We start from the raw sequence: 19924 nt of genomic DNA, 5'->3' as shown, positions 1-19924 counted from the left end.
CGCGACCATGCAGGTACAGGCACGGCCATACGGGCCCTTCGGTCCACAGCTCGTTCAGCTCGGCATACCGCGCGGGCGGGCGGGTGTTGCGGATCGTGGCGCGGTAGGGCCCCAGCGCCGCGCGCCAGCTTTCCGGCGTTCCGATTGCCGCGTCGACGTGACGCAAATCCTCGTCAGCGCGGTATCCCGGCGACCATCGACGCCACAGCAGCGGCAGCACCCAAGATTCGGAACGCTCTGGCAGCCATGGCAATTGGAAGTACATGATGTACCAGCTGCGCAACAGCTGGCGCGCCAGGTGTGCGACCAGCCGGGCACGCTCGCCGGCGCCGGCCTTGCGGCGGAAGGCCGCCGACGGCGGCACGGACATGATCACGGCCTTGGCGAAGGGGCTGTCGGGCATGGCGGCCAGCCCGGTGGTGGCGATCGCGCCCCAATCGTGGCCGATCACCACGTCGGCGTCGGTGCCGCCGGCGGCCGCGCGGGCCCGCAGGGCGTCGTCCATCATCGCGCCCACGTGATAGCTGCCGTCGGCCGGGATCGAGGACGGGGCGTACCCGCGCATGAACGGTGCCACCACCCGCCAGCCCGCCTCCACGAGCCGGGGAGCGACCTTGCGAAATCCGTAGGGCGTGTCGGGGAAACCATGCAGGCACAACGCGAGGGGGGCGTCACGGGGCCCCCAGGTGAGTGCCTTCAGGTTCCCGGCGGGGGTCGGCACGTCGATCCAGCCAGGTTCACCCATGTTCACTCCCTGCTCGGCGCGTCCGCACGGACCAACCTAACGCGTGTGGGTCCACGCCGCACCGACCGCATGCCCCAAGCGGTCAAATTGCAGCTGCGACAGGGATTTTGGCTATACCTCCGCGGCGGCTCGGTCCAAATCGGCGATGACGATCTTGCGCATGCCATACATCGCCTGCGTGGCCGCCGCCGCGCGCGCCCGGTCGGGACCACCGATCAACTCATAAAGCCGGTCCGGCACGATCTGCCAGCTCAGGCCGAAGCGGTCTTTGCACCAGCCGCATTGCGACTCCTCGCCGCCGTCGGTCAGCCGTTCCCAGTAGTAGTCGACCTCGTCCTGGTCCTTGCAGTGGATCGTGAAGGACACCGCCTCGCTGAACCGGAAGTGCGGGCCGCCGTTGATCCCGATGAAGCGGGTGCCGTCCAGCACGAAGCTGCCGGACAGGACGGTGCCCGGCTCGCCGGGTCCGGCCTCGGTGGTCCGATTGAAGCCCTCGATGTGGGAGTTCGGGAAGACCGAGGTGTAGAACCTGGCCGCGTCCTCCAAGTTGTGGTCGAACCACAGCGACGGGGTGATCGATGGCATGGGCGGCGCCCTCCTTGTTGGCTCGTTGGTGTCTTCCTGATAGACCCCGGCCGGTGCGGAAACTCATCGCGCCGTCGACCCGGCGAACGGTGCATATACGCGCTATGTAACGTCAGGTCGCATGAGCACCGTCACCAGCACCCCCGAGACGGTCGAGTTTTCCGGTGCCGGCGGGATCACCCTGGTCGCCGACGAATGGAATCGCGGGACCGACGGCGCGGGCCGGCCCAGCGTCCTGATGCTGCACGGTGGCGGCCAGAACCGGCATTCGTGGAAAAACACCGGTCAAATCCTGGCCGACGAGGGCCTGCACGTCGTGGCGCTCGACAGCCGGGGACACGGTGACAGTGATCGCGCGCCCAACGCCGACTACGACGTCGACACCCTGACCGCCGACGTCCTCCGGGTGATCGAGGCGATCGGCCGGCCGGTGATGATCATCGGGGCGAGCATGGGCGGGCTGACCGGCATCCTCGCCGCCCACCGGGCCGGGCCGGCAAACGTGACCCGACTGGTCCTCGTCGACGTGGTGCCGCGATTCGAGAAGGGCGGCAGCGCCCGCATTCGCGATTTCATGATCAGCGGCCTCGACGGTTTCGACTCGCTGGAGGAGGCCGCCGACGCCGTCGCCGCCTACCTGCCGTATCGGGACAAGCCCCGCAGCCCCGAGGGGTTGAAGAAGAACCTGCGCCTCCGCGACGGCCGCTGGTACTGGCACTGGGATCCGGCGTTCATGACCAAGCCGGGCGACGATCCCGAGTTGCGGACGGAGAAGTTCGAGCAGGCCGCGAAGAGCCTGTCGATTCCGGTGCTGCTGATCCGCGGGAAGCTGTCCGACGTCGTGAGCCCCGAGGGCGTTCGGCACTTTCTGGCCACAGTGCCCCGCGCGGAGTTCGTCGAGCTGCCCAAAGCCGGGCACACCGCGGCCGGTGACGACAACGATGCGTTCAGCGACGCCGTGGTGAAGTTCGTCAAACGCCACTGAGTCCGACGGTGGCGACCCGCATCGCCCGGCTAGGCCGCCCTCGCGATCGCCACTGAGTCCGACGGTGGCGACCCGCATCGCCCGGCTACGCCGCCCTCGCGATCGCCACTAAATCCGACGGTGGCGACCCGCATCGCCCGGCTACGCCGCCCTCGCGATCGCCACTGAGTCCGACTGTGGCGACCCGCCCCTAGTTGGCCGGCTTCTCGGCGTGCCCGCCGAACTGCTTGCGCATCGCCGACAACGCCTTATTGGCGAAGTCATCGAGTGACCGCGAGGCGAAGCGCGACTGCAGCGCGGTCGTGAGGACCGGCGAAGGGACCCCCTCGTCGATCGCCGCGATCGCGGTCCAGCGGCCCTCGCCGGAGTCGGACACGCGCCCGGAGAACTCCTTGAGGTCGGGCGAATCGTGCAGCGCGATCGCGGTCAGGTCGAGCAGCCAGGAGCCGATCACGCTGCCCCTGCGCCACACCTCGGCAACCTCGGGGATGTCGAAGTCGTATTGGTAGAACTCGGGATTCGACAGCGGCGCCGTTTCGGCGTCACCCTCCTGCACCTGCTTGCCGATGTCGGCGTTGCGCAGGATGTTGAGCCCCTCTGCGAGCGAGGCCATCATGCCGTACTCGATGCCGTTGTGCACCATCTTGACGAAGTGCCCGGCGCCGGACGGCCCACAGTGCAGGTAACCCTTTTCCGATCGGTCGACTTCGCCGTCGCGGCCCGGCGTGCGCGGCGCCGCGTCCACCCCGGGCGCGACGCTGGCGAAGATCGGCTCGGCGTGCAGAAAGGCCTCGTCGTCACCGCCGATCATCAGGCAATAGCCGCGTTCCCTGCCCCAAACGCCACCGCTGGTGCCGCAGTCGAGCAGGTGAATTCCGTTCTCGGACAAGGTTTTTGCGTGGCTGATGTCGTCACGGTAGTACGAGTTGCCGCCGTCGATGACGATGTCGCCGGACTCCAGCGTCTTGGCCAGCTCCTCGATGACCCCCGTCGTGATCGTGCCCGCCGGCACCATCACCCAGACGACCCGCGGAGCGGTCAGCTTCTCGGCGAGCTCCCGCAGCGACGACACACCGGTGGTCCTCTCCTCCCCCGCCATCGCCTTGACCGCGTCGGGGTTGTGGTCGTAGACCACGCATTCGTGTCCATCCGTGGCGACGCGGCGGACGATGTTGGCGCCCATCCGGCCCAGTCCGATCATCCCGAGCTGCATCTCTTCCCGATCTCCTTACTGTGACGACGTGCGCTTGGGCAGCCACGGCTCCTGCCAGCTGCGATGACCGTGGAGCAGCGACTGCGCGGCCTCGGGCCCCCACGAGCCCTGCTCGTAGTGGTGGATGCGGCTCGGCTTGTCCAGCACGGGCTGCACGATCCGCCACGTCTCCTCGATCGCGTCTTCCCGCGCGAAGAGCTGCCGGTCCCCGGTGAGCGCGGCGTAGAGGAGCCGTTCGTAGGGCCGCACGGCTTCCCCGAGATCCTCGGCGAACGACGAGTCCAGGTGCACGTCGTGCCAGCCGTCGCCGACTTGGGCCGACAACTGCAACCGCATCCCGGGATCGGGATCGATGCGCAGCACGATCTGGTTGGGCTCGGGTGGCCGGCGGTTCGGCAGAAACGAGAATCCCGGAACGTGGTGGAGGAACATCCGCACCTCGGTCACCTTCTCGGGCAGTGCTTTTCCGGCGCGCAGGAAGATCGGCACACCGGCCCAGCGCCAGTTGTCGATCTCGGTCCGCAGCGCGATGTAGGTCTCGGTCTGCGAATCCTTGGCCACCCCGTCGACGTCGGTGTAGCCGCGGTACTGGCCGCGCACGCACCGCTCGGGATCCAGGGCCGGCATCGCCCGGAACACCTCGGCCTTCTTGTCGTTCAGGTCGTCGGCGCTGGGACCGACCGGGGGCTCCATCGCGACCAGCGCGAGCACCTGCAGCAGATGGTTCTGCACGACGTCGCGCAGCGTGCCCACCGCGTCGTAGAACTTGCCGCGGTCCTCGATGCCGAAATCCTCGGCCATGGTGATGTGGATTTCGGAAATGCTGTCGCGGTCCCACAGCTTGGCCAGGGCGTTGTTCGCGAAGCGCAGGTATTGCAGCTCTTCGACGGGCTGCTTCCCCAGGAAGTGGTCCACCCGCAGGATCTGGTCCTCGTCGAGCACCGCACGCAGCCGGGCGTTGAGGTCGCGCGCCGAGGCCAGGTCATGGCCGAACGGCTTTTCCACCGCGACGCGGCTGCATTCCAGCAGGTCGGCCTTGGCGAGGTTTTCGACGATCGGCGCGAACAGGGACGGCGGCATTTCCAGGTAGTACAGCGGGCGGCAATCCTTGCCGATCTTCTTCGCGAGCCGGCCGTACAGCTCTTCATCGGTGACATCGCCGTGCAGATAGGACAGCCGGGCGGCGAGCCGGTCGAAGACCGCGTCGTCGAACTTCTCGCCGGAGGCCTTGACGGCCTCGCGGGCGCGCTCGACCAGCTTCTCGAGCGGCATGTCGTCGCTGGCCACGCCGACGATCGGGACGTCGAGCAACTTGCGGGCCTCGAGGCGGTACAAGGCGCGGTAGGTCATCTTGCGCGCCAGATCGCCGGTGATGCCGAAGATCACCAGCTTGTTCGAAGAGTTGTCCCCGCCGTCAGCCAAGCCCGCACCTCCGAAGTCGTTGGCTCTAGAGACTCACTACCCGCGGCGGTCGGACCTAACACTAGACACCGCACACAGGCCCGACAACCGCAAGCCATCGGGGCCTTGGCAGGATGCTTGCGTGGGTGATGCGCTGCATATCGCGGTCTACGTCTTGGCCGGCATCGCCGTGATCGAAGCCGTCGCGCTCGCCGTGCTTTCGCGGTTGCTGGTGCGCAGCCGCCAGGAGATCGACGAATTGCGGCACCGGACCGACACCCGCAGCTGGCTGTTGTCGGGTGGGCGCGAGGCCCTCAAGACCGTGTGGAACACCGCCAACGTGGTACGCAAGGAGGGCTTCGGGGCCGCCGTACGCGGTTCGATCGAGGATCTCGCGGACTGGGCGGAGGTGGAACGCCCCGACCTGGCGAGGGTCACCCCGGACGGCCGGGTGGTGATCCTGTTCTCCGACATCGAGGAATCGACCGCGCTCAACGAGCGGATCGGTGACCGCGCCTGGGTCAAACTCATTGGCGCACACGACAAGCTGGTGTCGGACCTGGTGCAGCGCCGGTCCGGTCACGTGGTCAAGAGCCAGGGCGACGGCTTCATGGTCGCCTTTTCCCGCGCCGACCAGGCGGTGCGGTGCGGCATCGACCTGCAGCGCGCGCTGCGCAAGGACGCAAAACGCAAGCGGCACGACGAGATCCGCGTTCGGATCGGTATCCACATGGGCCGGTCGGTGCGCCGCGGTGATGATCTGTTCGGCCGCAACGTCGCGATGGCGGCGCGGGTGGCGGCCCAGGCCGCCGGCGGCGAGATCTTGGTGAGCCAACCGGTGCGGGATGCCCTTTCCGACTGCGACGACATCCAATTCGGCAAGGGCCGCGAGGTCGAGCTGAAGGGCTTCTCGGGGACCTATTCGTTGTTCGCCGTGGAGGCCCCCGCCGATCCCGATCTGGACTGAAAGCCCTCCCCGTCGTACTCGGCCAGCCGTTGATGCAGGCGGGACCGGACCTCGTCGGCGGTGTAGGCGCGTCGTTTGCGTTGGTCGCGAGCCACCAGTGCGCCCCCGGCGACGACACCGGCGACGCCGGCCAGCCCGACCCACTTCCACAGTCTGCGCATGAACACAGCGTATTCGGGCTGTGTTTAACTTGTGTGCTCTTGCAACCGGACACAGGCATCGACACGCTCATGACGCTGACCCTCGATGAGGCCCTGAACGAGACTCGCACCGGCGATCTTTGGTTGTTTCGCGGCCGCTCACGGCCCGACCGCGCGATTCAGACCCTGACGAACGCACCGGTGAACCACGTCGGCATGACGGTGGCCATCGACGATCTGCCGCCGTTGATCTGGCACGCCGAGTTGGGCGACAAGCTCGTCGACATGTGGACGGGCACCAACCACCGGGGCGTGCAACTCAACGATCTGCGCCAGGCCGTCCTGCAGTGGACGCAGCGGTACCAGCAGCGGTGCTGGCTGCGCCAGCTGACGCCCAACCCCACCCGTGACCAGGAGAACAAGCTGCTGCGGGTGATCGCGCGAATGGACGGCACCGCGTTTCCCACCACCGCACGGCTGACCGGTCGCTGGTTCCGCGGCCGGCTCCCGACCATCAACGACTGGGTGCGGGGAATCCCGGTGGTGGACAGCAAGGTTCGCGAGCAGACCCGGCGCCACCGGGAGGAACGAAAGATGAGCCTTTCCACGGCCTATTGCGCGGAGACGGTGGCGATCACGTATGAGGAAATGGGATTGCTCAACACCGACAAGGACGCGAACTGGTTCGACCCCGGCAAGTTCTGGAGCGGTGACACGCTTCCGCTGGCGCCGGGCTACCGACTAGGCGGCGAAATCACGGTGACGGTAGGCGAAGTCGGCTAGCCGACCGACATCTCGCCCAGTTCGGACCATCCCGTGGCGTCGATCGTCTGGTTGATGATCTTCGGGGTGGACGTGAGGGCCTGCGGCAGCTCTTGCATCGCCCGTTTGAAGTGATCGCTGTTGACGTGGACGGCGCCCGCCTCGTCGTCACGGAACGCCTCCACCAAGACGTACTCGGCCGGGTTGTCCAGGCTGCGCGACCACTCGAACCACAGGTTGCCGTCCTCGGCGCGGGTGGCGGCGGTGAACGGGGCGACCAGATCCGTCCAGCGGTCCGTCCACTCGGGCTTGGTCTCGAACTTGACGACGATGAAGATCATGGCCGGTATCCGCCTTGCTCGCTGGGAGAAGCTACGCCCGCCCGATACGGGTGGGCAGCGCCAGCATATCCATCCGAGGCACCGGACCGCCAGCAAAGCGCGCCCCGGCCGTCTTAATCGACGGGCGGGGCGCGCTTCATCTGTGTTCCGCACAAATCCTCGGCGGCTCCGACCCGCCCGCGAAGTGGCCTGGGTCACAAACTCGGCGAGTTCGGAGCTATTTCACTCCATCGGAGTCCGCGGATATGTACAACGGAAATAATCTGTGCGCCGAATCGAATCCTTCGTGAATTCAATTCGTTAGGGATTTGCAATTCCCGGATCGCCGGGCGGCGGCAATTCGGGCGGCGGCAATTCGGGCGCCGGCGGGGCCGGCGGCGGAGGCGGCGCGGGGGCCGTGGCGTCGACCAACACCGGCGGCGCCTCCGGCGGTGCCGGGGGCGCGTCCGGCGGCGAGGGCGGCGCGTCCGGCGGCGGGGGAAGTGCGCCCTCCCCATCCGGCGGCATCGGCAGGAACATGTGGTGCGTGAACCCGGCCTGGTAGGCGCCAGCACCACCGATGTGCACGCCGCCGCGCTCACCACTGGCCACTGGGGTGCCGTCCGGCAGTGTCGCGGCCGTGTGGCCGCCGTTCCATCCGATCACTAGGGCGTTGGGGGCGGTCCCGTACTGGAAACCCCGCGCCAATAACGCCGCTTCTTCGTTTCCGGTGTTGAACCGGTTGCCGAAGACTGGCCTGTCGGATGCTGCGTTGGCAACCCACGAAACGAGTCCTGAGCAATCCGTCCCAGCGGGAGAATCGCCACCCGGAATATAGGGCGTCCCGGAAACCTGATTAATCAATGACATCAAAGTTGCAAGTACTACCATGGCCGGGGACGCTAGCAATAACGGTTATTGTTCGCCAAAATTTGTGGCCTACGTCATTCGCAATGCGGACAATGGCGTCCGCCGCACTTATAGCAAACGCAGTGCTGGCCGAGATTCGGCCGCCAGCAAACGCGTGGCCTCAGGTGTAGTCGGGCCCGCGTTCGGTTTGCGCCATCTCCCGGTCGACGTCGGCTTGCTCTCGCCGGGCCGTCGCATCCGTGCGCATCGCCTGTTCGGCCAGGCGCCCGCGTCGGGCACGCTCACGCTCTTCCACCGAGCCCTCGCGTTCGTCCGCGCGCCGCTCCCGCTCGTCTGCTTGACGCTCGCGATCGTCCGCGATTCGGTCCCGCTGGTCGGCGAGCCGATCTCGTCTACCCGCCAGCCACTCGCGCCTTCTGATTTCGGCCTCGCGCTCGTCAAGCGCCTCCTCGCGCTTGTCGAGCGCCTCGGCCTGGCGTTCGAGTTCTCCGGATGTTTCCGGGCTGTCCCCAACGGCCACGAGCTAAACCATAACGCCGCGGGGGACCCCGCGCACGGGTGTTCGGTGCGCATGGGCCGACACTGTCTCACCCCATCGGCTCAGTCGCTATCGTCGCATCGAATTTAATTGTGCGCCAGTCAAATTCCGAACTTGGCGCGAGCCTCGTCGGTGACCGGGGTGAACAGGTTGACGAGGTTCCCGTCCGGGTCCCGGAACAGCAGTGCGCGGTTTCCCCAGGGCATGGTGGTCGGCTCGGTCACGACCTCGCCCACGTGTTCGCGCAGCCGCTCGTATTGCGCGTCGACGTCGTCGACCAGGAATTCCACGATCGCGCTGCGGTTGGCCGCGGCTTCGGCGGATCCGGCGCCAAACAGCGGCACGGTCTTGTCGCTGCCGATCGCCAGCGTGCCAACCGGCGTCGGGATCTCGGCGAAAAGCTCGTTGCCCCACACCGCGGGAACCTCGGTGACCGCCTCGTAGAAATCGACGAGCCGGCCGACGTCGGCGGTGATGATGCGGGTCGAGACGAATTTCATGAGCCCTCCTGGCTGCGGTGACGCGACCAGGGCATGCTACGAGGCACCTCCGACAGGCGGGGCGGCCCGACTAGACCGGGGTCCAGATTCCGTTGTTCCAGAATCCCCAGTTGCCCGGGCCGGTCGGGTTCCACATCAGCTTGGCCCCGGGCGCCCACGACGGCGGGGGCGGTGACGGCGGCGCCCATATCGGTGCCGGCCCCCACGGTCCCGCGCCCGTCGGGAAACTTTGGCCCGCCGGGCCCTGCCAGTCGTGGCACGTACCCCAGTCCCAGTCGTAAACGGTGCCCCAGCTCGGATCCCAGGCAGTGCCCGGGCACCAGTGCGAGGTCGGGGCCGCGTGTGCGACGCCGCCGGCCAGCGCGAGCGCGGACAACACCAACGTGCCGCCCATCAAGCTTTGCCCCAACCGCCGGACGCACGACCTCACGCGTTCACCCATCCCTAGAGCATTTCCCCGGAGCGGAATCCAAGCAAGCCCCAAACTTTGCCCCGGCTCAGCCCAGTATGGTCGGGAGATGCCGCTGAGGTACGTGGACCCGCACAAGCGCCGGGGCCCGCTGTATCGGGCGAGCGTTCGTTTCGGACGTTCGCGGGCGGGGCAGTTCATGGCCCGCCACATCGCACGCCATACCGATCCATACCTGTTCCGCCTCACGGGAGGGCGGGTCAACATGGGCTCGATCATCAACGCGCCGCTCGTCACCACCGGCGCGAAGTCCGGCCAGAAGCGCGAGGTGCAACTCACCTACTTCCATGACGGTCCCGACGTCATCCTGCTGGCCTCCAACTTCGGCGGCACCAAACACCCGCAGTGGTACCACAACTTGAAGGCGCATCCGGACTGCGAATTCGGCGGCGAGCGCTTCACCGCGCGGCAGGTCACCGATCCCGACGAATACGCCCGTTTATTCGAATTGGCTAACCGGATCTACTCGGGATACGCCGAGTACCGGGACAAAGCGGCGCCCGCGGGCCGCGACATTCCGATCCTCCGGCTCAAGCCGCGCTGATACGTTGTGCCCCTGGGCGTTACAGACGGAGGCCGTTTACGAGTGCAGCGTGTCGCCCTGCGCCCGGTAATAGTCGGCCTCCGGAACGACGGGTGTCGCGGCGGGCGTATCGGTCCGGCCTGCCCGCGTCCGAGACGAGAACCGTGCGCCCCGGGCCGGTTTCACTGGAGCGAACCGCGCCATGCCGAGCTGGGGCGTGTCATCGTAAATCGCCTCCATGCCGCCGCTCATCAGATACGCCTCGTGCCAGAAGCCGGTGCCGCCGGAGTCTTTCAGGAACTGTTGCCACCACTGCCGATGCGGCTCCGAGCGAGTCCACCGCTCCAGGCTGTCCAGGTCGCGCCAGTACTGCCGCATGCCAAGATGCGGGGGAAAGAATGACCAGACGAGGTCTTCGTGCAACAAGAGGCCGTCGGGTTGCCGCTTCCACGACTGACGAATCTGGGGACCGAGGCCCAGCATCCGCAGCAGTCCGCGGGGCCGCCGCACCCTCATCCCGAGATACACCACCACCAGGTCGGGGTACTCGGTGAGATCCACCGTCTGCCGATCGACTGCCATCCCGACCTCCGGTCAAGCCCCCGAGACGCGTGATTCGACTGTCGCATCGTGCATGCGGAATGGCAACACGACGTCGTCGCCACTCACGTCCCCGACGTGAGATAGGCCGCGAGATTGGCCAACGACGACCGCAGTCCTTCAAGATGGTCTTCAGCGGAAATGCCCGGCGGGACATTGTCGGCGCGGATTTCAACACGGGTGCTGCCGGCGCTCAGCGCTGTGACCGCCCACGTCATGGTCATCGTCCCCGCGAACGAGGGGTCGTCGGATTCGAAGTCGACGGCCTGCACGACCCGGTCGCCAGGCACGATCTCGACGAACCGACCATCCACGACATCCGAGTCGTCGCTTGACTTGCCGCCCGACGCGGGCGGCTCGGCATAGGTCAGCCTCATCCGGTAAGACCCGCCCGGGCGGGCGTCGAAATGATCGAACCTCCCGGACATCCCTTGCGGCGGAAGCCATTCGACGAGCGCCTGCGGTTCCACCAGCGCGGCATACACCTGATTCAGTGGGGCAGCGATCACCACCGAGGCGGTATCTGTTCGTCCCATGACGCCAGTGTTCCCGCTAGACGTTGAACCGGAATTCGACCACGTCGCCATCTGCCATGACGTAGTCCTTGCCTTCCATCCGGACCTTGCCGGCCGCCTTGGCCGCCGCCATGGAGCCGGCGCCGATCAGGTCGTCGTAGGACACGATCTCGGCCTTGATGAAGCCCTTTTCGAAGTCGGTGTGGATCACCCCGGCCGCCTTCGGCGCGGTGTCGCCCTGGTGGATCACCCACGCCCGCGCCTCTTTTGGGCCCGCGGTGAGGAAGGTCTGCAGCTTAAGGGTGTGAAAGCCGGCGCGGGCCAGGGCGTCGAGCCCGCGCTCGGTCTGCCCGATGGACTCCAGCAGTTCGGCGGCCGACTCGTCGTCGAGCTCATTCAGCTCGGCCTCGATGGCCGCGTCCAGGAACACCGCGTCGGCGGGAGCCACCAGCTGGCGCAGCTCGGCGATCCGCGCCGCGTCGGTCAGCACCGCCTCGTCGGCGTTGAAGACGTACAGAAAAGGCTTGGTGGTCAACAGGTTCAGCTCGCGCAGCAGCGACGTGTCCGCCCCGGCGCCGAACAGCGTCTTGCCGGCGTTCAGCGTCTCCTGGGCGGCGACGGCCGCGTCGTACACCGGCCTGCGGTCCTTGCTGGTGCGGGCTTCCTTCTCCAGCCGCGGTACGGCGCGCTCCAGCGTCTGCATGTCGGCCAGGATCAGCTCGGTCTCGACGACCTCGATATCCGATCTGGGATCCACCTCACCGGCCACGTGGGTCACATCGTCGTCGGAGAACACCCGCACCACCTGGCAGATGGCGTCGCATTCGCGGATGTGGGCCAGGAACTTGTTGCCCAGGCCCGCCCCCTCGGACGCGCCTTTGACCAAGCCGGCGATGTCGACGAATGTCACAGGCGCCGGCACGATGCGCTCGGACCCGAACAGCTCGGCCAGTTTGTCCAGCCGCGGATCGGGCAGCGGAACGACGCCCTCGTTCGGTTCGATCGTGGCGAACGGATAGTTGGCCGCCACCACGTCGTTGCGGGTCAGCGCGTTGAACAGAGTCGATTTGCCGACATTCGGCAGACCCACGATTCCCAGGCTCAGGCTCACAGGGACCCAAGTCTAGGGGTCGGCGACCCCGCGGGTTGCCGTGGACCTTTCGAGCGCCTCCCAGGCCCCGGGGCGTGGCACGCCCGGGATCGCTACAAGGTATTTACGGGGCTTTCGCCCCATTGCCGGTACGGTCAACATGTGTCAGGACAGCGGGCAACCTCGACGGTGGAAGCCTCCCACCGGTCGATCCACCCAAATATCCCAGGTGTGCCGTGGTATGCCGCCCTGCTCCTCGCCGTCACCGCCACCGCGATCGGATACGGAATCGACTCCGGCCACAAGGAGCTGACGCACGTCTTCGCGGGCTTCTATATAGCCGGCTGCGTGGCGGCGGTGCTCGCGGTGCGCCAGGACGGGCTGTTCACCGCGATCATCCAGCCCCCGTTGATACTTTTCGTCGCGGTGCCGGGCGCGTACTGGCTGTTCCACGACGCCAAGGTCGGCCATCTCAAGGATCTGCTGATCAACTGCGGCTATCCGCTCATCGAGCGGTTCCCGCTGATGCTGGGAACCGCCGGGGTAGTGCTGCTGATCGGGCTGGTCAGATGGTATTTCGGCATGTCGCAGCGGCCGACCGCGGAGGCGCCCGCCCCGGACGACGCGCAATCCGCCGACTCCAAGTCCGTCCTCGGCGGCCTCGCCGCCAAATTGCAGGCGATTCTGCGTCCCGAATCCGGGGAGCACGACGCCGACGAGGCCGCGCCCGCCAAGGGGCGGCGCAGCCGCGGGGCCGGTTCCTCGGCGCGGGCCCGCCGGACGGCGCGCGGCGATCGGTCCACCACCCGCTCCGCCCGAACCCATTCCCGGCGCTCGCGGGAACCGCTGGATGAGACCGCCGAACCGGGCGAGCGGCGCAGCCGGAAGGGCTCGGCGGCCGCCAGGGACTACGACCCCGCAGAACCTCCCCGCCGGTCGCGCCGGCGCCCCCGGCCGGAGGCCGATCCGGACCCGCGTGGCCAGTCGACCCGTGAAGGCCGCCGGGAGCCGCGCACCCGGCGCAACCCCTACGAGCGGCCCTACGAGCCGCCTTACGAGCGGCCCGCACCGCGGAGCAGCCGTTTCGGGGATCCGTACGACCTGTCCGGAGAGCAGTTCGGCCGGTTCGACAGCTACGACCGGTATGAGCCGGCGCACGAGCCGAGGCGACGCCGCCCCACGCCGAACGGCAACGGCGGGACGCATCATCCCATCTCGCAGGTGCGCTACCGCGACGCGGGCGACGAGCCCGCGGCGGAGCGTCGCCCTGACCGCCGGAATCGCTCACGGGCGTATGGCCGGCCTCAGCGACCCCCGATGGAGTCCTGGGAATACGACGGCTGAGCGCCATCCGGCGCCCGACTACGTCAGAGCAGTGACCGGATCTCGCGCGGTAGGGCGAACACCAGGGTTTCCTGCGCCGTCGTAACGGGCTGCACCACGTCGTAGCCGTGATCGGCCAGCCGCTCCAGCACGCCGCGCACCAAGACCTCGGGGACCGACGCACCGGAGGTCACGCCCACCGTGGTCACCCCCTCCAGCCAAGCCGGGTCGATGTCGTCGGCCCAGTCGACCAGGTGGGCGGCCGCGGCGCCGCCGCCCAGCGCCACCTCGACCAGGCGCACCGAGTTCGACGAATTCCGCGACCCCACGACGATCATCAGCTGGCACTCCGGCGCCATCGCCTTGACGGCGACCTGCCGGTTCTGCGTCGCGTAACAAATGTCGTCGCTGGGCGGATCCTGCAGCTTGGGGAACCGCTGCCGCAGCCGGTCGACGATTTCCATCGTCTCGTCGACCGACAGCGTGGTCTGTGAGAGCCAGACCACCTTGTTCTCGTCGCGCACCGTCACGTTGTCCACGGCGGCGACCCCGTCCACCAGCTGCACGTGGTCGGGGGCTTCCCCGGAGGTGCCGATGACCTCCTCGTGACCCTCGTGGCCGATCAGCAGGATGTCGTAGTCATTGCGGGCGAATCGCCTGGCCTCGTTGTGCACCTTGGTCACCAGCGGGCACGTGGCGTCGATGGTGTGCAGGTTGCGTTCGGCGGCCGCGGCGTACACCGTCGGCGCGACCCCGTGCGCGGAGAACACCACGATGGACCCCTCGGGCACCTCGTCGGTCTCCTCGACGAACACGGCGCCGGCCTGCTCCAGCGTGTTCACCACGTGCCGGTTGTGCACGATCTCATGGCGCACATACACCGGGGCGCCATGCTTTTCCAGCGCGCGTTCGACCGTCTCAACGGCCCGGTCAACGCCCGCGCAGTAACCACGCGGCTCGGCCAGAAGCACTCGCTTGCGGGCCGGATCGCTGGCTACCGAGCTGGACGCGCCGGGAATCCCCATGTCAACAGTCGGCGGCATGACACCAGGGTACGTTCTGCCGGCACGGGCTTGCCAGCTCGCGCCGGCGGGCTTGGAGTTAGCGGTCGCTTAAGGCAATCTTGGACCCATGGCTACTGCACCGTATGGAGTTCGGCTACTGGTCGGCGCGGCGACAGTCGCCGTCGAGGAGACCATGAAGCTGCCGAAAACCATCCTGATGTACCCCATGACCTTGGCCAGTCAGGCGGCGCACCTTGTGATGCGATTTCAGCAGAACCTCGCCGAGCTGGCGATCAAGGGCGACAGCACCCTGGAGAACATCTTTCCGCCGAAGGACGAGCAGCCGGAATGGGCGACCTTCGACGAGGACCTGCCCGACGCGGTCGAAGCGCCCGGCCCGGCTGAGGGCCGTGTCGCCGACGGCGATCGCCGCACCGAGGGACGGTTCGCGTTGTACTCGCTCGCCGACGCCGCGTCCGATGCCGCGCCCTTGAAGCAGGGCAGGAAATCCTCGGACGCGCCGTCGGTTCCGCAACCGTCGGTCGTCGCCGAGCTGGACTACGCGACCCTGACGCTGGCGCAGCTGCGGGCCCGCCTGCAGTCCCTGAGCGTCGACGAACTCGAAGCCCTGCTGGCCTACGAGCAGGCCACGAAGGCCCGCGCGCCTTTTCAGACGCTGCTGGCCAACAGGATCACCCGCGCGAACGCGAAGTGACCCCGGCCGCACAGTCCGAACCGAACTCCGCCGAGAACCCGTTTCCGGTGCGCGCGGTGGCCATTCGCGTCGCGGGCTGGATCGACAGGCTCGGCACGGTATGGGTCGAGGGCCAACTCGCCCAGATCAGCGCCCGGGCCGACTCCAAGACGGTGTTCATGGTGTTGCGTGACCCGGCCGCCGACATGTCGCTGACCGTGACCTGTTCGCGCGACCTGGTGGCCAACGCACCGGTAAAGCTGGCCGAGGGCACGCAGGTGGTGGTCTGCGGCAAGCCCTCCTTCTACACCGGTCGCGGCACATTCTCGTTGCGGCTCAGCGAGATTCGCGCCGTCGGCGTCGGCGAGCTGCTGGCGCGCATCGATCGGCTGCGTCGGCTGTTGGACGCCGAAGGGCTCTTCGATCCCCGGCTCAAGCGGCCAATCCCCTTCCTGCCCAACATGATCGGCCTCATCACCGGGCGGGCTAGCGCGGCCGAGCGCGACGTGACGACGGTGGCCACCGGACGCTGGCCCGGCGTCCGGTTCGCGGTGCGCAACACCGCGGTGCAGGGCCCCAACGCGGTGGCGCAGATCGTCGAGGCGCTGTACGAACTCGACCGCCACGGCGAGGTCGACGTCATCGTGGTCGCCCGCGGCGGTGGCAGCGTGGAGGACCTGCTGCCGTTCTCGGACGAGACGCTGTGCCGCGCGATCGCGGCGTGCCGCACCCCGGTGATCAGCGCCGTCGGCCACGAACCCGACAACCCGCTGTGCGACCTGGTCGCCGACCTGCGTGCGGCCACCCCCACCGACGCGGCCAAGAAGGTGGTTCCCGACACCGCCGCCGAGCTCCGGCTGATCGACGACTTGCGCCGGCGCAGCGCGCAGGCGCTGCGCAGCTGGGTGTCTCGCGAACAACGCGCGCTCGCCCAGATCCGCAGCCGGCCGGTGCTCGCCGAACCGCTGACGGCACTGACGGCACGCGCCGAGGAGATCCACCGCGCCCGGTCGGCGATACGCCGCGACGTCACCCGGCTGGCCGCCGCCGAGACGGAGCGCGTCGGCCACCTCAGCGCGCGGCTGGCGACCCTGGGCCCCGCGGCCACGCTGGCCCGCGGCTACGCGGTGGTGCAGGCGGTCCCCGACTCCGGGCCCCCGGTGGTGCTGCGGTCGGTCTCCGGCGCGCCGGCGGGCAGCCGGCTGCGGGTGCGGGTTGCCGACGGCGCGATCGCCGCGGTGAGCGAAGGGCAGACCGATGGCCGCTGAAGAGGAGCATTCAATTACACCTATTAGTCAACTCGGCTACGAGGCGTGCCGGGATGAACTGATCGAGGTCGTGCGCCTCCTGGAGCAGGGCGGCCTGGACCTGGATGCATCGCTGAAGTTGTGGGAAAGGGGCGAAGAGCTGGCGAAGCGTTGCGAAGAGCATTTAGCTGGGGCTCGCAAGCGCATCGAGGATGCACTGGCGGCCGGCCAGGCGGAAGACGCCTGAATTGGGCCACTCTAGGGAAGCCGAGACGATGATCTTGTTCGAAATTGGAACACGTTTCAGTTATGCTTCGGGCCATGGCTGATCCGACACTGACCACCGAACTCGGCCGCGTCCTGGTAACCGGCGGCTCCGGCTTCGTCGGCGCCAACCTGGTCACCACCCTCCTGGACCGCGGATACCGGGTGCGTTCGTTCGACCGCGCGCCGTCGCCGCTTCCGGAGCACCCGCAACTGGAGGTGCTCGAGGGCGACATCACCGACACCGCCGTCTGCGCCCAGGCGGTGGACGGTATCGACACCGTCTTTCACACCGCGGCCATCATCGAGCTGATGGGCGGCGCGTCGGTGACCGACGCGTACCGACAGCGCAGCTTCGCCGTGAACGTCGGAGGCACCGAGAACCTGGTGCACGCCGGACAGGCGGCGGGCGTGCAGCGATTCGTCTACACGTCGTCCAACAGCGTCGTGATGGGCGGCCAGAACATTCCCGGCGGCGACGAGACGCTGCCCTACACCACCCGGTTCAACGACCTCTACACCGAGACGAAGGTGGTCGCGGAGCGGTTCGTGCTGTCGCAGAACGACATTGGCGGCATGCTCACGTGTGCGATTCGCCCCAGCGGGATCTGGGGGCGCGGCGACCAGACGATGTTCCGCAAACTTTTCGAAAGCGTGATCGCCGGCCACGTCAAGGTGCTTATCGGCCGCAAATCGGCCCGCCTGGATAACTCTTACGTGCACAACCTGATTCACGGTTTCATCCTGGCCGCCCAGCACCTGGTCCCCGGCGGCACGGCACCGGGTCAGGCGTATTTCATCAACGACGGCGAACCGATCAACATGTTCGAGTTCGCCCGGCCGGTGGTCGAGGCGTGCGGCGCCAATTGGCCCCGCGTGCGGGTGAACGGCCCGATGGTGCGCGTGGCGATGACCGGTTGGCAGCGGCTGCATTTCCGCTTCGGCATCCCGGCGCCGCTGCTCGAGCCGCTGGCCGTCGAGCGGCTTTATCTGGACAACTACTTCTCGATCGCCAAGGCGCGCCGTGACCTCGGCTATGAACCCCTGTTCACCACCGAACAGGCGATGTCGCAATGCCTCCCGTACTACGTCGACATGTTCCAGCGCATGAAAAGCCAAGCGGACGTTGGGTCCCCGAAGCCGGCGGTCGGCGGGGGGCAGTGAGTTCGCTTGCGCGGACGCTGACGAAACCACCGCGCCGGGGCTAAAGTTCCCTCAGCGGCGACGACGCGGAGGGCGGCCCGGTGGCATGAATACCGAATTCACGCTCAACCAAAAGCGCGCCCTGGCGATCCTGACCGCGATCGCCCTGCTGTTCGGTGCGTACTTCCTGCGCGACTACTTCGTGCTGATCGTCGTGGCCGCGGTAGGGGCCTACCTCTTCACACCGCTGTTCAACTGGTTCAGCAGGCGGCTGGGCACCGGGTTGGCGGCGACCAGCACCCTGTTGTGCGCGCTCGTGGCCGTCATCGTGCCGATCACGCTCCTGGTGCTCCTGGCGATCGTTCAGATATCCCGCATGATCGACAGCATCACCGATTGGGTCAAGTCGACGGACCTCAGCGCGCTTGGCGACCGCACACTGCGGGCGGTGAACGAGCTGCTGTCCCGGGTCCCCTTCGCGCACATGACGATAACGACGGAAACCCTGCGCAAGGCGATGGTCACGGTGGGCCGAAATGTCGGTGAATGGGCGCTGCACTTCCTGCAGGGCGCCGTCGGTGGTATCGCAGGCGCGGTCACGTCGGCCATCATCTTCCTGTATGTCTTCGTCGCGCTGCTGGTGCACCGCGAGCGGGTGCGGAGATTGATCGCCGAACTCAACCCCCTCGGCGACGAGGTCACTGATCTGTACCTGGCCAAAGCCGGAGCAATGGTGCGCGGCACCGTCAGCGGCCAGTTCGTGATAGCACTGTGCCAAGGCGTCGCGGGCGCCGCGTCCATCTATGTCGCCGGCTTTCACCACGGATTCTTCATCTTCGCGGTCCTGCTCACCGCGTTGTCGATCATCCCATTGGGCGGCGGGATCGTGACCATCCCCTTCGGCATCGGAATGATCTTCTTCGGCAACATCGCCGGCGGCGCGTTTGTCGTGCTCTGGCACCTCGTCGTGGTCACCAACATCGACAACTTCCTGCGGCCGATCCTCGTTCCGCGTGATGCCCGGCTGAACCCGGCGCTGATGCTGCTGTCGGTGTTCTCGGGCATAGCGATGTTCGGCCCCTGGGGCATCGTCATCGGGCCCGTGCTGATGATCCTCATCGTCACGACCATCGAGGTGTATCTGATGGTGTTCAAGGGCACCGAACCGGACACTCCCGAGCCGCCGCCCGCCCGCCGCAATTGGCTTCGCCGGCAGGCGAAGTCGGGCGCGGCGCAGTCCGGCGCGGACTGACGCCGGCAGTTAGCGGAACCCCACCATCTGGCTGCCCCACGCGGCGCGGATCTTCCCATCGACGTCGTGCGCGACGGTGTCGCTCGCGTCGATGATGAGGCAGGCGCGGTCCGCCTCCCGGTAGGGCCTCCACTCCGGCTCGCCGCCCGGGCCCGCGGGCGTCGACCGCGCGGCGAAGTTGATCCACCGGGTCCGCATTCGCCTGGAGACCGCCTTGGCGGTCTTGCTGCCGCCCAGCTTCAGGGTGGGATCCTTCGGCGCCCCGAGATTGCCCCAGACGTAGGGCAATTCGGTGGCGTGGGCGGCATTGACCAACAGCAGCTTCAGTAGCGGGGTCGCATAATCGAATCGGTACAGGTAGACCGGTGCCACCTTGCTGTGCCCCTCGGCCAGCCAGACCGACGGCATCCGGAACCCGACATCTGTCGCGATGCTCAAACTCCTTGCCCTGCGCCGCAGCCGGGAATAGGTCAGTCCGATCTGCTCGTCGGTCGGCAATTGCAGGTCCGGTTGTTCGGCCGCGATCTGGTCGAACATCGACGTGATCGCGCGAGGCGTGATCGGCATCAGCCGCGAACGCATCAATCGGAAAAGCGCCGCCTCGTGCTTGTTCGTCCCGATGATCAGGGGGACCGGAAGCGAGCGGCCCTCCTGCACGCGCTTGACCGGGTAGTCGTCCAGCAGGTCGCCGTCGATGATCGGGACGAACGCAAGGAGGCCGGGATTGCGCACCGGCACTTCGTCGAAGACCTCTTGGGATGCGGCAAGCAGCAC

Annotated in this window: 25 protein-coding genes; 10 read left to right on the top strand and 15 right to left on the bottom strand. The window is 67.5% G+C overall.

The features are described 5' to 3' along the window. Both A9X03_RS24630 and A9X03_RS24625 read right to left on the bottom strand, forming a co-directional pair. On the bottom strand, positions 1 to 745 hold a 745-nt coding region (locus tag A9X03_RS24630), incomplete at its 3' end, for an alpha/beta fold hydrolase (protein ID WP_067887416.1). Positions 746 to 856: 111 nt separating this feature from the next. Further along, positions 857 to 1330, bottom strand: coding sequence for a VOC family protein (locus A9X03_RS24625; RefSeq protein ID WP_067755955.1), 474 nt, complete (start codon positions 1328 to 1330; stop codon positions 857 to 859). 121 nt (positions 1331 to 1451) lie between these two features. Here A9X03_RS24625 and A9X03_RS24620 point away from each other — a divergent pair, with 121 nt between their 5' ends. Further along, positions 1452 to 2315 carry an alpha/beta fold hydrolase gene (locus A9X03_RS24620; protein ID WP_067755958.1) on the top strand — a complete coding sequence of 288 codons (864 nt, stop codon included), beginning with the start codon at positions 1452 to 1454 and terminating at the stop codon, positions 2313 to 2315. 190 nt (positions 2316 to 2505) lie between these two features. Here A9X03_RS24620 and gnd read toward each other — a convergent pair whose 3' ends face one another. Further along, entirely contained in the window at positions 2506 to 3528 is a 1023-nt protein-coding gene (gene gnd / locus A9X03_RS24615) for a phosphogluconate dehydrogenase (NAD(+)-dependent, decarboxylating) (RefSeq protein WP_067749926.1), read from the bottom strand. A 15-nt stretch (positions 3529 to 3543) separates the two neighbouring features. Beyond that, the gene (locus tag A9X03_RS24610; protein ID WP_067887414.1) at positions 3544 to 4950 is read right to left on the bottom strand and encodes a glucose-6-phosphate dehydrogenase; all 1407 of its coding nucleotides are present in this window, start codon (positions 4948 to 4950) and stop codon (positions 3544 to 3546) included. A gap of 121 nt (positions 4951 to 5071) precedes the next feature. Between A9X03_RS24610 and A9X03_RS24605 the strand changes: the two genes are divergently transcribed. Next, positions 5072 to 5896 (top strand): adenylate/guanylate cyclase domain-containing protein, encoded by an 825-nt coding sequence (locus A9X03_RS24605; protein ID WP_067887411.1) that lies wholly within the window; start codon positions 5072 to 5074, stop codon positions 5894 to 5896. Here A9X03_RS24605 and A9X03_RS29955 read toward each other — a convergent pair. After that, complete coding sequence (locus A9X03_RS29955) at positions 5848 to 6057, bottom strand: hypothetical protein (RefSeq protein ID WP_082950480.1); 210 nt, start codon at positions 6055 to 6057, stop codon at positions 5848 to 5850. The two genes, A9X03_RS24605 and A9X03_RS29955, sit on opposite strands and share 49 nt — an antisense overlap. A gap of 69 nt (positions 6058 to 6126) precedes the next feature. Here A9X03_RS29955 and A9X03_RS24595 point away from each other — a divergent pair, with 69 nt between their 5' ends. Beyond that, on the top strand, positions 6127 to 6819 hold the full coding sequence (locus A9X03_RS24595; protein WP_068263443.1) for a guanylate cyclase: 693 nt from the start codon (positions 6127 to 6129) through the stop codon (positions 6817 to 6819). Here A9X03_RS24595 and A9X03_RS24590 read toward each other — a convergent pair. The 5 genes from A9X03_RS24590 to A9X03_RS24570 form a co-directional block, all read right to left on the bottom strand. Then, positions 6816 to 7139 (bottom strand): putative quinol monooxygenase, encoded by a 324-nt coding sequence (locus A9X03_RS24590; RefSeq protein WP_068263441.1) that lies wholly within the window; start codon positions 7137 to 7139, stop codon positions 6816 to 6818. The genes A9X03_RS24595 and A9X03_RS24590 overlap by 4 nt on opposite strands. Positions 7140 to 7439: 300 nt before the next feature. Further along, positions 7440 to 8009, bottom strand: coding sequence for a glycoside hydrolase (locus A9X03_RS24585; RefSeq protein ID WP_082974567.1), 570 nt, complete (start codon positions 8007 to 8009; stop codon positions 7440 to 7442). A gap of 139 nt (positions 8010 to 8148) precedes the next feature. Next, positions 8149 to 8508: a hypothetical protein gene (locus tag A9X03_RS24580; RefSeq protein ID WP_067887405.1), complete on the bottom strand. Its 360-nt coding sequence runs from the start codon at positions 8506 to 8508 to the stop codon at positions 8149 to 8151. A 119-nt stretch (positions 8509 to 8627) separates the two neighbouring features. After that, positions 8628 to 9026 (bottom strand): VOC family protein, encoded by a 399-nt coding sequence (locus A9X03_RS24575; protein WP_067754924.1) that lies wholly within the window; start codon positions 9024 to 9026, stop codon positions 8628 to 8630. A gap of 70 nt (positions 9027 to 9096) precedes the next feature. Further along, positions 9097 to 9468, bottom strand: a complete 372-nt coding sequence (locus A9X03_RS24570; RefSeq protein WP_067754927.1) for a hypothetical protein — start codon at positions 9466 to 9468, stop codon at positions 9097 to 9099. A 76-nt stretch (positions 9469 to 9544) separates the two neighbouring features. On the opposite strand from A9X03_RS24570, the gene A9X03_RS24565 reads away from it, so the two are divergent. Continuing rightward, positions 9545 to 10039, top strand: a complete 495-nt coding sequence (locus A9X03_RS24565; RefSeq protein WP_067887402.1) for a nitroreductase family deazaflavin-dependent oxidoreductase — start codon at positions 9545 to 9547, stop codon at positions 10037 to 10039. A 36-nt stretch (positions 10040 to 10075) separates the two neighbouring features. Here A9X03_RS24565 and A9X03_RS24560 read toward each other — a convergent pair whose 3' ends face one another. The 3 genes from A9X03_RS24560 to ychF form a co-directional block, all read right to left on the bottom strand. Then, positions 10076 to 10600: a monooxygenase family protein gene (locus A9X03_RS24560; RefSeq protein WP_067887399.1), complete on the bottom strand. Its 525-nt coding sequence runs from the start codon at positions 10598 to 10600 to the stop codon at positions 10076 to 10078. 83 nt (positions 10601 to 10683) lie between these two features. Then, positions 10684 to 11154: an SRPBCC family protein gene (locus A9X03_RS24555; protein WP_067754935.1), complete on the bottom strand. Its 471-nt coding sequence runs from the start codon at positions 11152 to 11154 to the stop codon at positions 10684 to 10686. 16 nt (positions 11155 to 11170) lie between these two features. Next, a complete protein-coding gene (gene ychF / locus A9X03_RS24550; RefSeq protein WP_067754938.1) occupies positions 11171 to 12244 on the bottom strand; it encodes a redox-regulated ATPase YchF in 1074 nt (357 codons plus the stop codon). 141 nt (positions 12245 to 12385) lie between these two features. Here ychF and A9X03_RS24545 point away from each other — a divergent pair, with 141 nt between their 5' ends. Further along, positions 12386 to 13567, top strand: a complete 1182-nt coding sequence (locus A9X03_RS24545) for a DUF6542 domain-containing protein (RefSeq protein ID WP_197498944.1) — start codon at positions 12386 to 12388, stop codon at positions 13565 to 13567. Positions 13568 to 13590: 23 nt separating this feature from the next. On the opposite strand, the gene A9X03_RS24540 is transcribed toward A9X03_RS24545, so the two are convergent. Beyond that, positions 13591 to 14589, bottom strand: a complete 999-nt coding sequence (locus tag A9X03_RS24540; protein ID WP_068263434.1) for a 4-hydroxy-3-methylbut-2-enyl diphosphate reductase — start codon at positions 14587 to 14589, stop codon at positions 13591 to 13593. Positions 14590 to 14677: 88 nt separating this feature from the next. Between A9X03_RS24540 and A9X03_RS24535 the strand changes: the two genes are divergently transcribed. The 5 genes from A9X03_RS24535 (at position 14678) to A9X03_RS24515 (ending at position 19150) form a co-directional block, all read left to right on the top strand. Continuing rightward, a complete protein-coding gene (locus A9X03_RS24535; protein ID WP_068263431.1) occupies positions 14678 to 15265 on the top strand; it encodes a lipid droplet-associated protein in 588 nt (195 codons plus the stop codon). After that, positions 15262 to 16512 (top strand): exodeoxyribonuclease VII large subunit, encoded by a 1251-nt coding sequence (gene xseA, locus A9X03_RS24530; RefSeq protein WP_068263429.1) that lies wholly within the window; start codon positions 15262 to 15264, stop codon positions 16510 to 16512. The genes A9X03_RS24535 and xseA overlap by 4 nt, the downstream gene beginning before the upstream one ends. Further along, a complete protein-coding gene (locus tag A9X03_RS24525; RefSeq protein WP_067779862.1) occupies positions 16502 to 16738 on the top strand; it encodes an exodeoxyribonuclease VII small subunit in 237 nt (78 codons plus the stop codon). Before xseA ends, A9X03_RS24525 begins: the two co-directional genes overlap by 11 nt. A gap of 62 nt (positions 16739 to 16800) precedes the next feature. Then, positions 16801 to 17919 (top strand): NAD-dependent epimerase/dehydratase family protein, encoded by a 1119-nt coding sequence (locus A9X03_RS24520; RefSeq protein WP_068263427.1) that lies wholly within the window; start codon positions 16801 to 16803, stop codon positions 17917 to 17919. A gap of 85 nt (positions 17920 to 18004) precedes the next feature. Next, the gene (locus A9X03_RS24515; protein WP_068263426.1) at positions 18005 to 19150 is read left to right on the top strand and encodes an AI-2E family transporter; all 1146 of its coding nucleotides are present in this window, start codon (positions 18005 to 18007) and stop codon (positions 19148 to 19150) included. Between the two features lie 9 nt (positions 19151 to 19159). Here the strand turns inward: A9X03_RS24515 and A9X03_RS24510 are convergent. Continuing rightward, on the bottom strand, positions 19160 to 19924 hold a 765-nt coding region (locus tag A9X03_RS24510), incomplete at its 5' end, for a carboxylesterase family protein (RefSeq protein ID WP_156737711.1).

The sequence above is a fragment of the Mycobacterium sp. E1715 genome, from assembly GCF_001667625.1.
In the GTDB taxonomy this organism is placed as follows: domain Bacteria; phylum Actinomycetota; class Actinomycetes; order Mycobacteriales; family Mycobacteriaceae; genus Mycobacterium.
Note: the sequence above shows the minus strand (reverse complement) of the source record. Positions and strands in the feature narration are given on the sequence as shown.

Excerpts from the sequence above, each read along its gene's own strand:
- A9X03_RS24535 (WP_068263431.1), top strand. The coding sequence starts at position 14,678 with ATGGCTACTGCACCGTATGGAGTTCGGCTACTGGTCGGCGCGGCGACA.
- A9X03_RS24540 (WP_068263434.1), bottom strand. The coding sequence starts at position 14,589 with ATGCCGCCGACTGTTGACATGGGGATTCCCGGCGCGTCCAGCTCGGTA.
- A9X03_RS24595 (WP_068263443.1), top strand. The coding sequence starts at position 6,127 with ATGACGCTGACCCTCGATGAGGCCCTGAACGAGACTCGCACCGGCGAT.
- A9X03_RS24585 (WP_082974567.1), bottom strand. The coding sequence starts at position 8,009 with ATGGTAGTACTTGCAACTTTGATGTCATTGATTAATCAGGTTTCCGGG.
- A9X03_RS24515 (WP_068263426.1), top strand. The coding sequence starts at position 18,005 with ATGAATACCGAATTCACGCTCAACCAAAAGCGCGCCCTGGCGATCCTG.
- A9X03_RS24525 (WP_067779862.1), top strand. The coding sequence starts at position 16,502 with ATGGCCGCTGAAGAGGAGCATTCAATTACACCTATTAGTCAACTCGGC.
- A9X03_RS24565 (WP_067887402.1), top strand. The coding sequence starts at position 9,545 with ATGCCGCTGAGGTACGTGGACCCGCACAAGCGCCGGGGCCCGCTGTAT.
- A9X03_RS24570 (WP_067754927.1), bottom strand. The coding sequence starts at position 9,468 with ATGGGTGAACGCGTGAGGTCGTGCGTCCGGCGGTTGGGGCAAAGCTTG.
- A9X03_RS24520 (WP_068263427.1), top strand. The coding sequence starts at position 16,801 with ATGCTTCGGGCCATGGCTGATCCGACACTGACCACCGAACTCGGCCGC.
- gnd (WP_067749926.1), bottom strand. The coding sequence starts at position 3,528 with ATGCAGCTCGGGATGATCGGACTGGGCCGGATGGGCGCCAACATCGTC.
- A9X03_RS24590 (WP_068263441.1), bottom strand. The coding sequence starts at position 7,139 with ATGATCTTCATCGTCGTCAAGTTCGAGACCAAGCCCGAGTGGACGGAC.
- A9X03_RS29955 (WP_082950480.1), bottom strand. The coding sequence starts at position 6,057 with ATGCGCAGACTGTGGAAGTGGGTCGGGCTGGCCGGCGTCGCCGGTGTC.
- A9X03_RS24575 (WP_067754924.1), bottom strand. The coding sequence starts at position 9,026 with ATGAAATTCGTCTCGACCCGCATCATCACCGCCGACGTCGGCCGGCTC.
- A9X03_RS24555 (WP_067754935.1), bottom strand. The coding sequence starts at position 11,154 with ATGGGACGAACAGATACCGCCTCGGTGGTGATCGCTGCCCCACTGAAT.
- A9X03_RS24620 (WP_067755958.1), top strand. The coding sequence starts at position 1,452 with ATGAGCACCGTCACCAGCACCCCCGAGACGGTCGAGTTTTCCGGTGCC.
- A9X03_RS24560 (WP_067887399.1), bottom strand. The coding sequence starts at position 10,600 with ATGGCAGTCGATCGGCAGACGGTGGATCTCACCGAGTACCCCGACCTG.
- A9X03_RS24625 (WP_067755955.1), bottom strand. The coding sequence starts at position 1,330 with ATGCCATCGATCACCCCGTCGCTGTGGTTCGACCACAACTTGGAGGAC.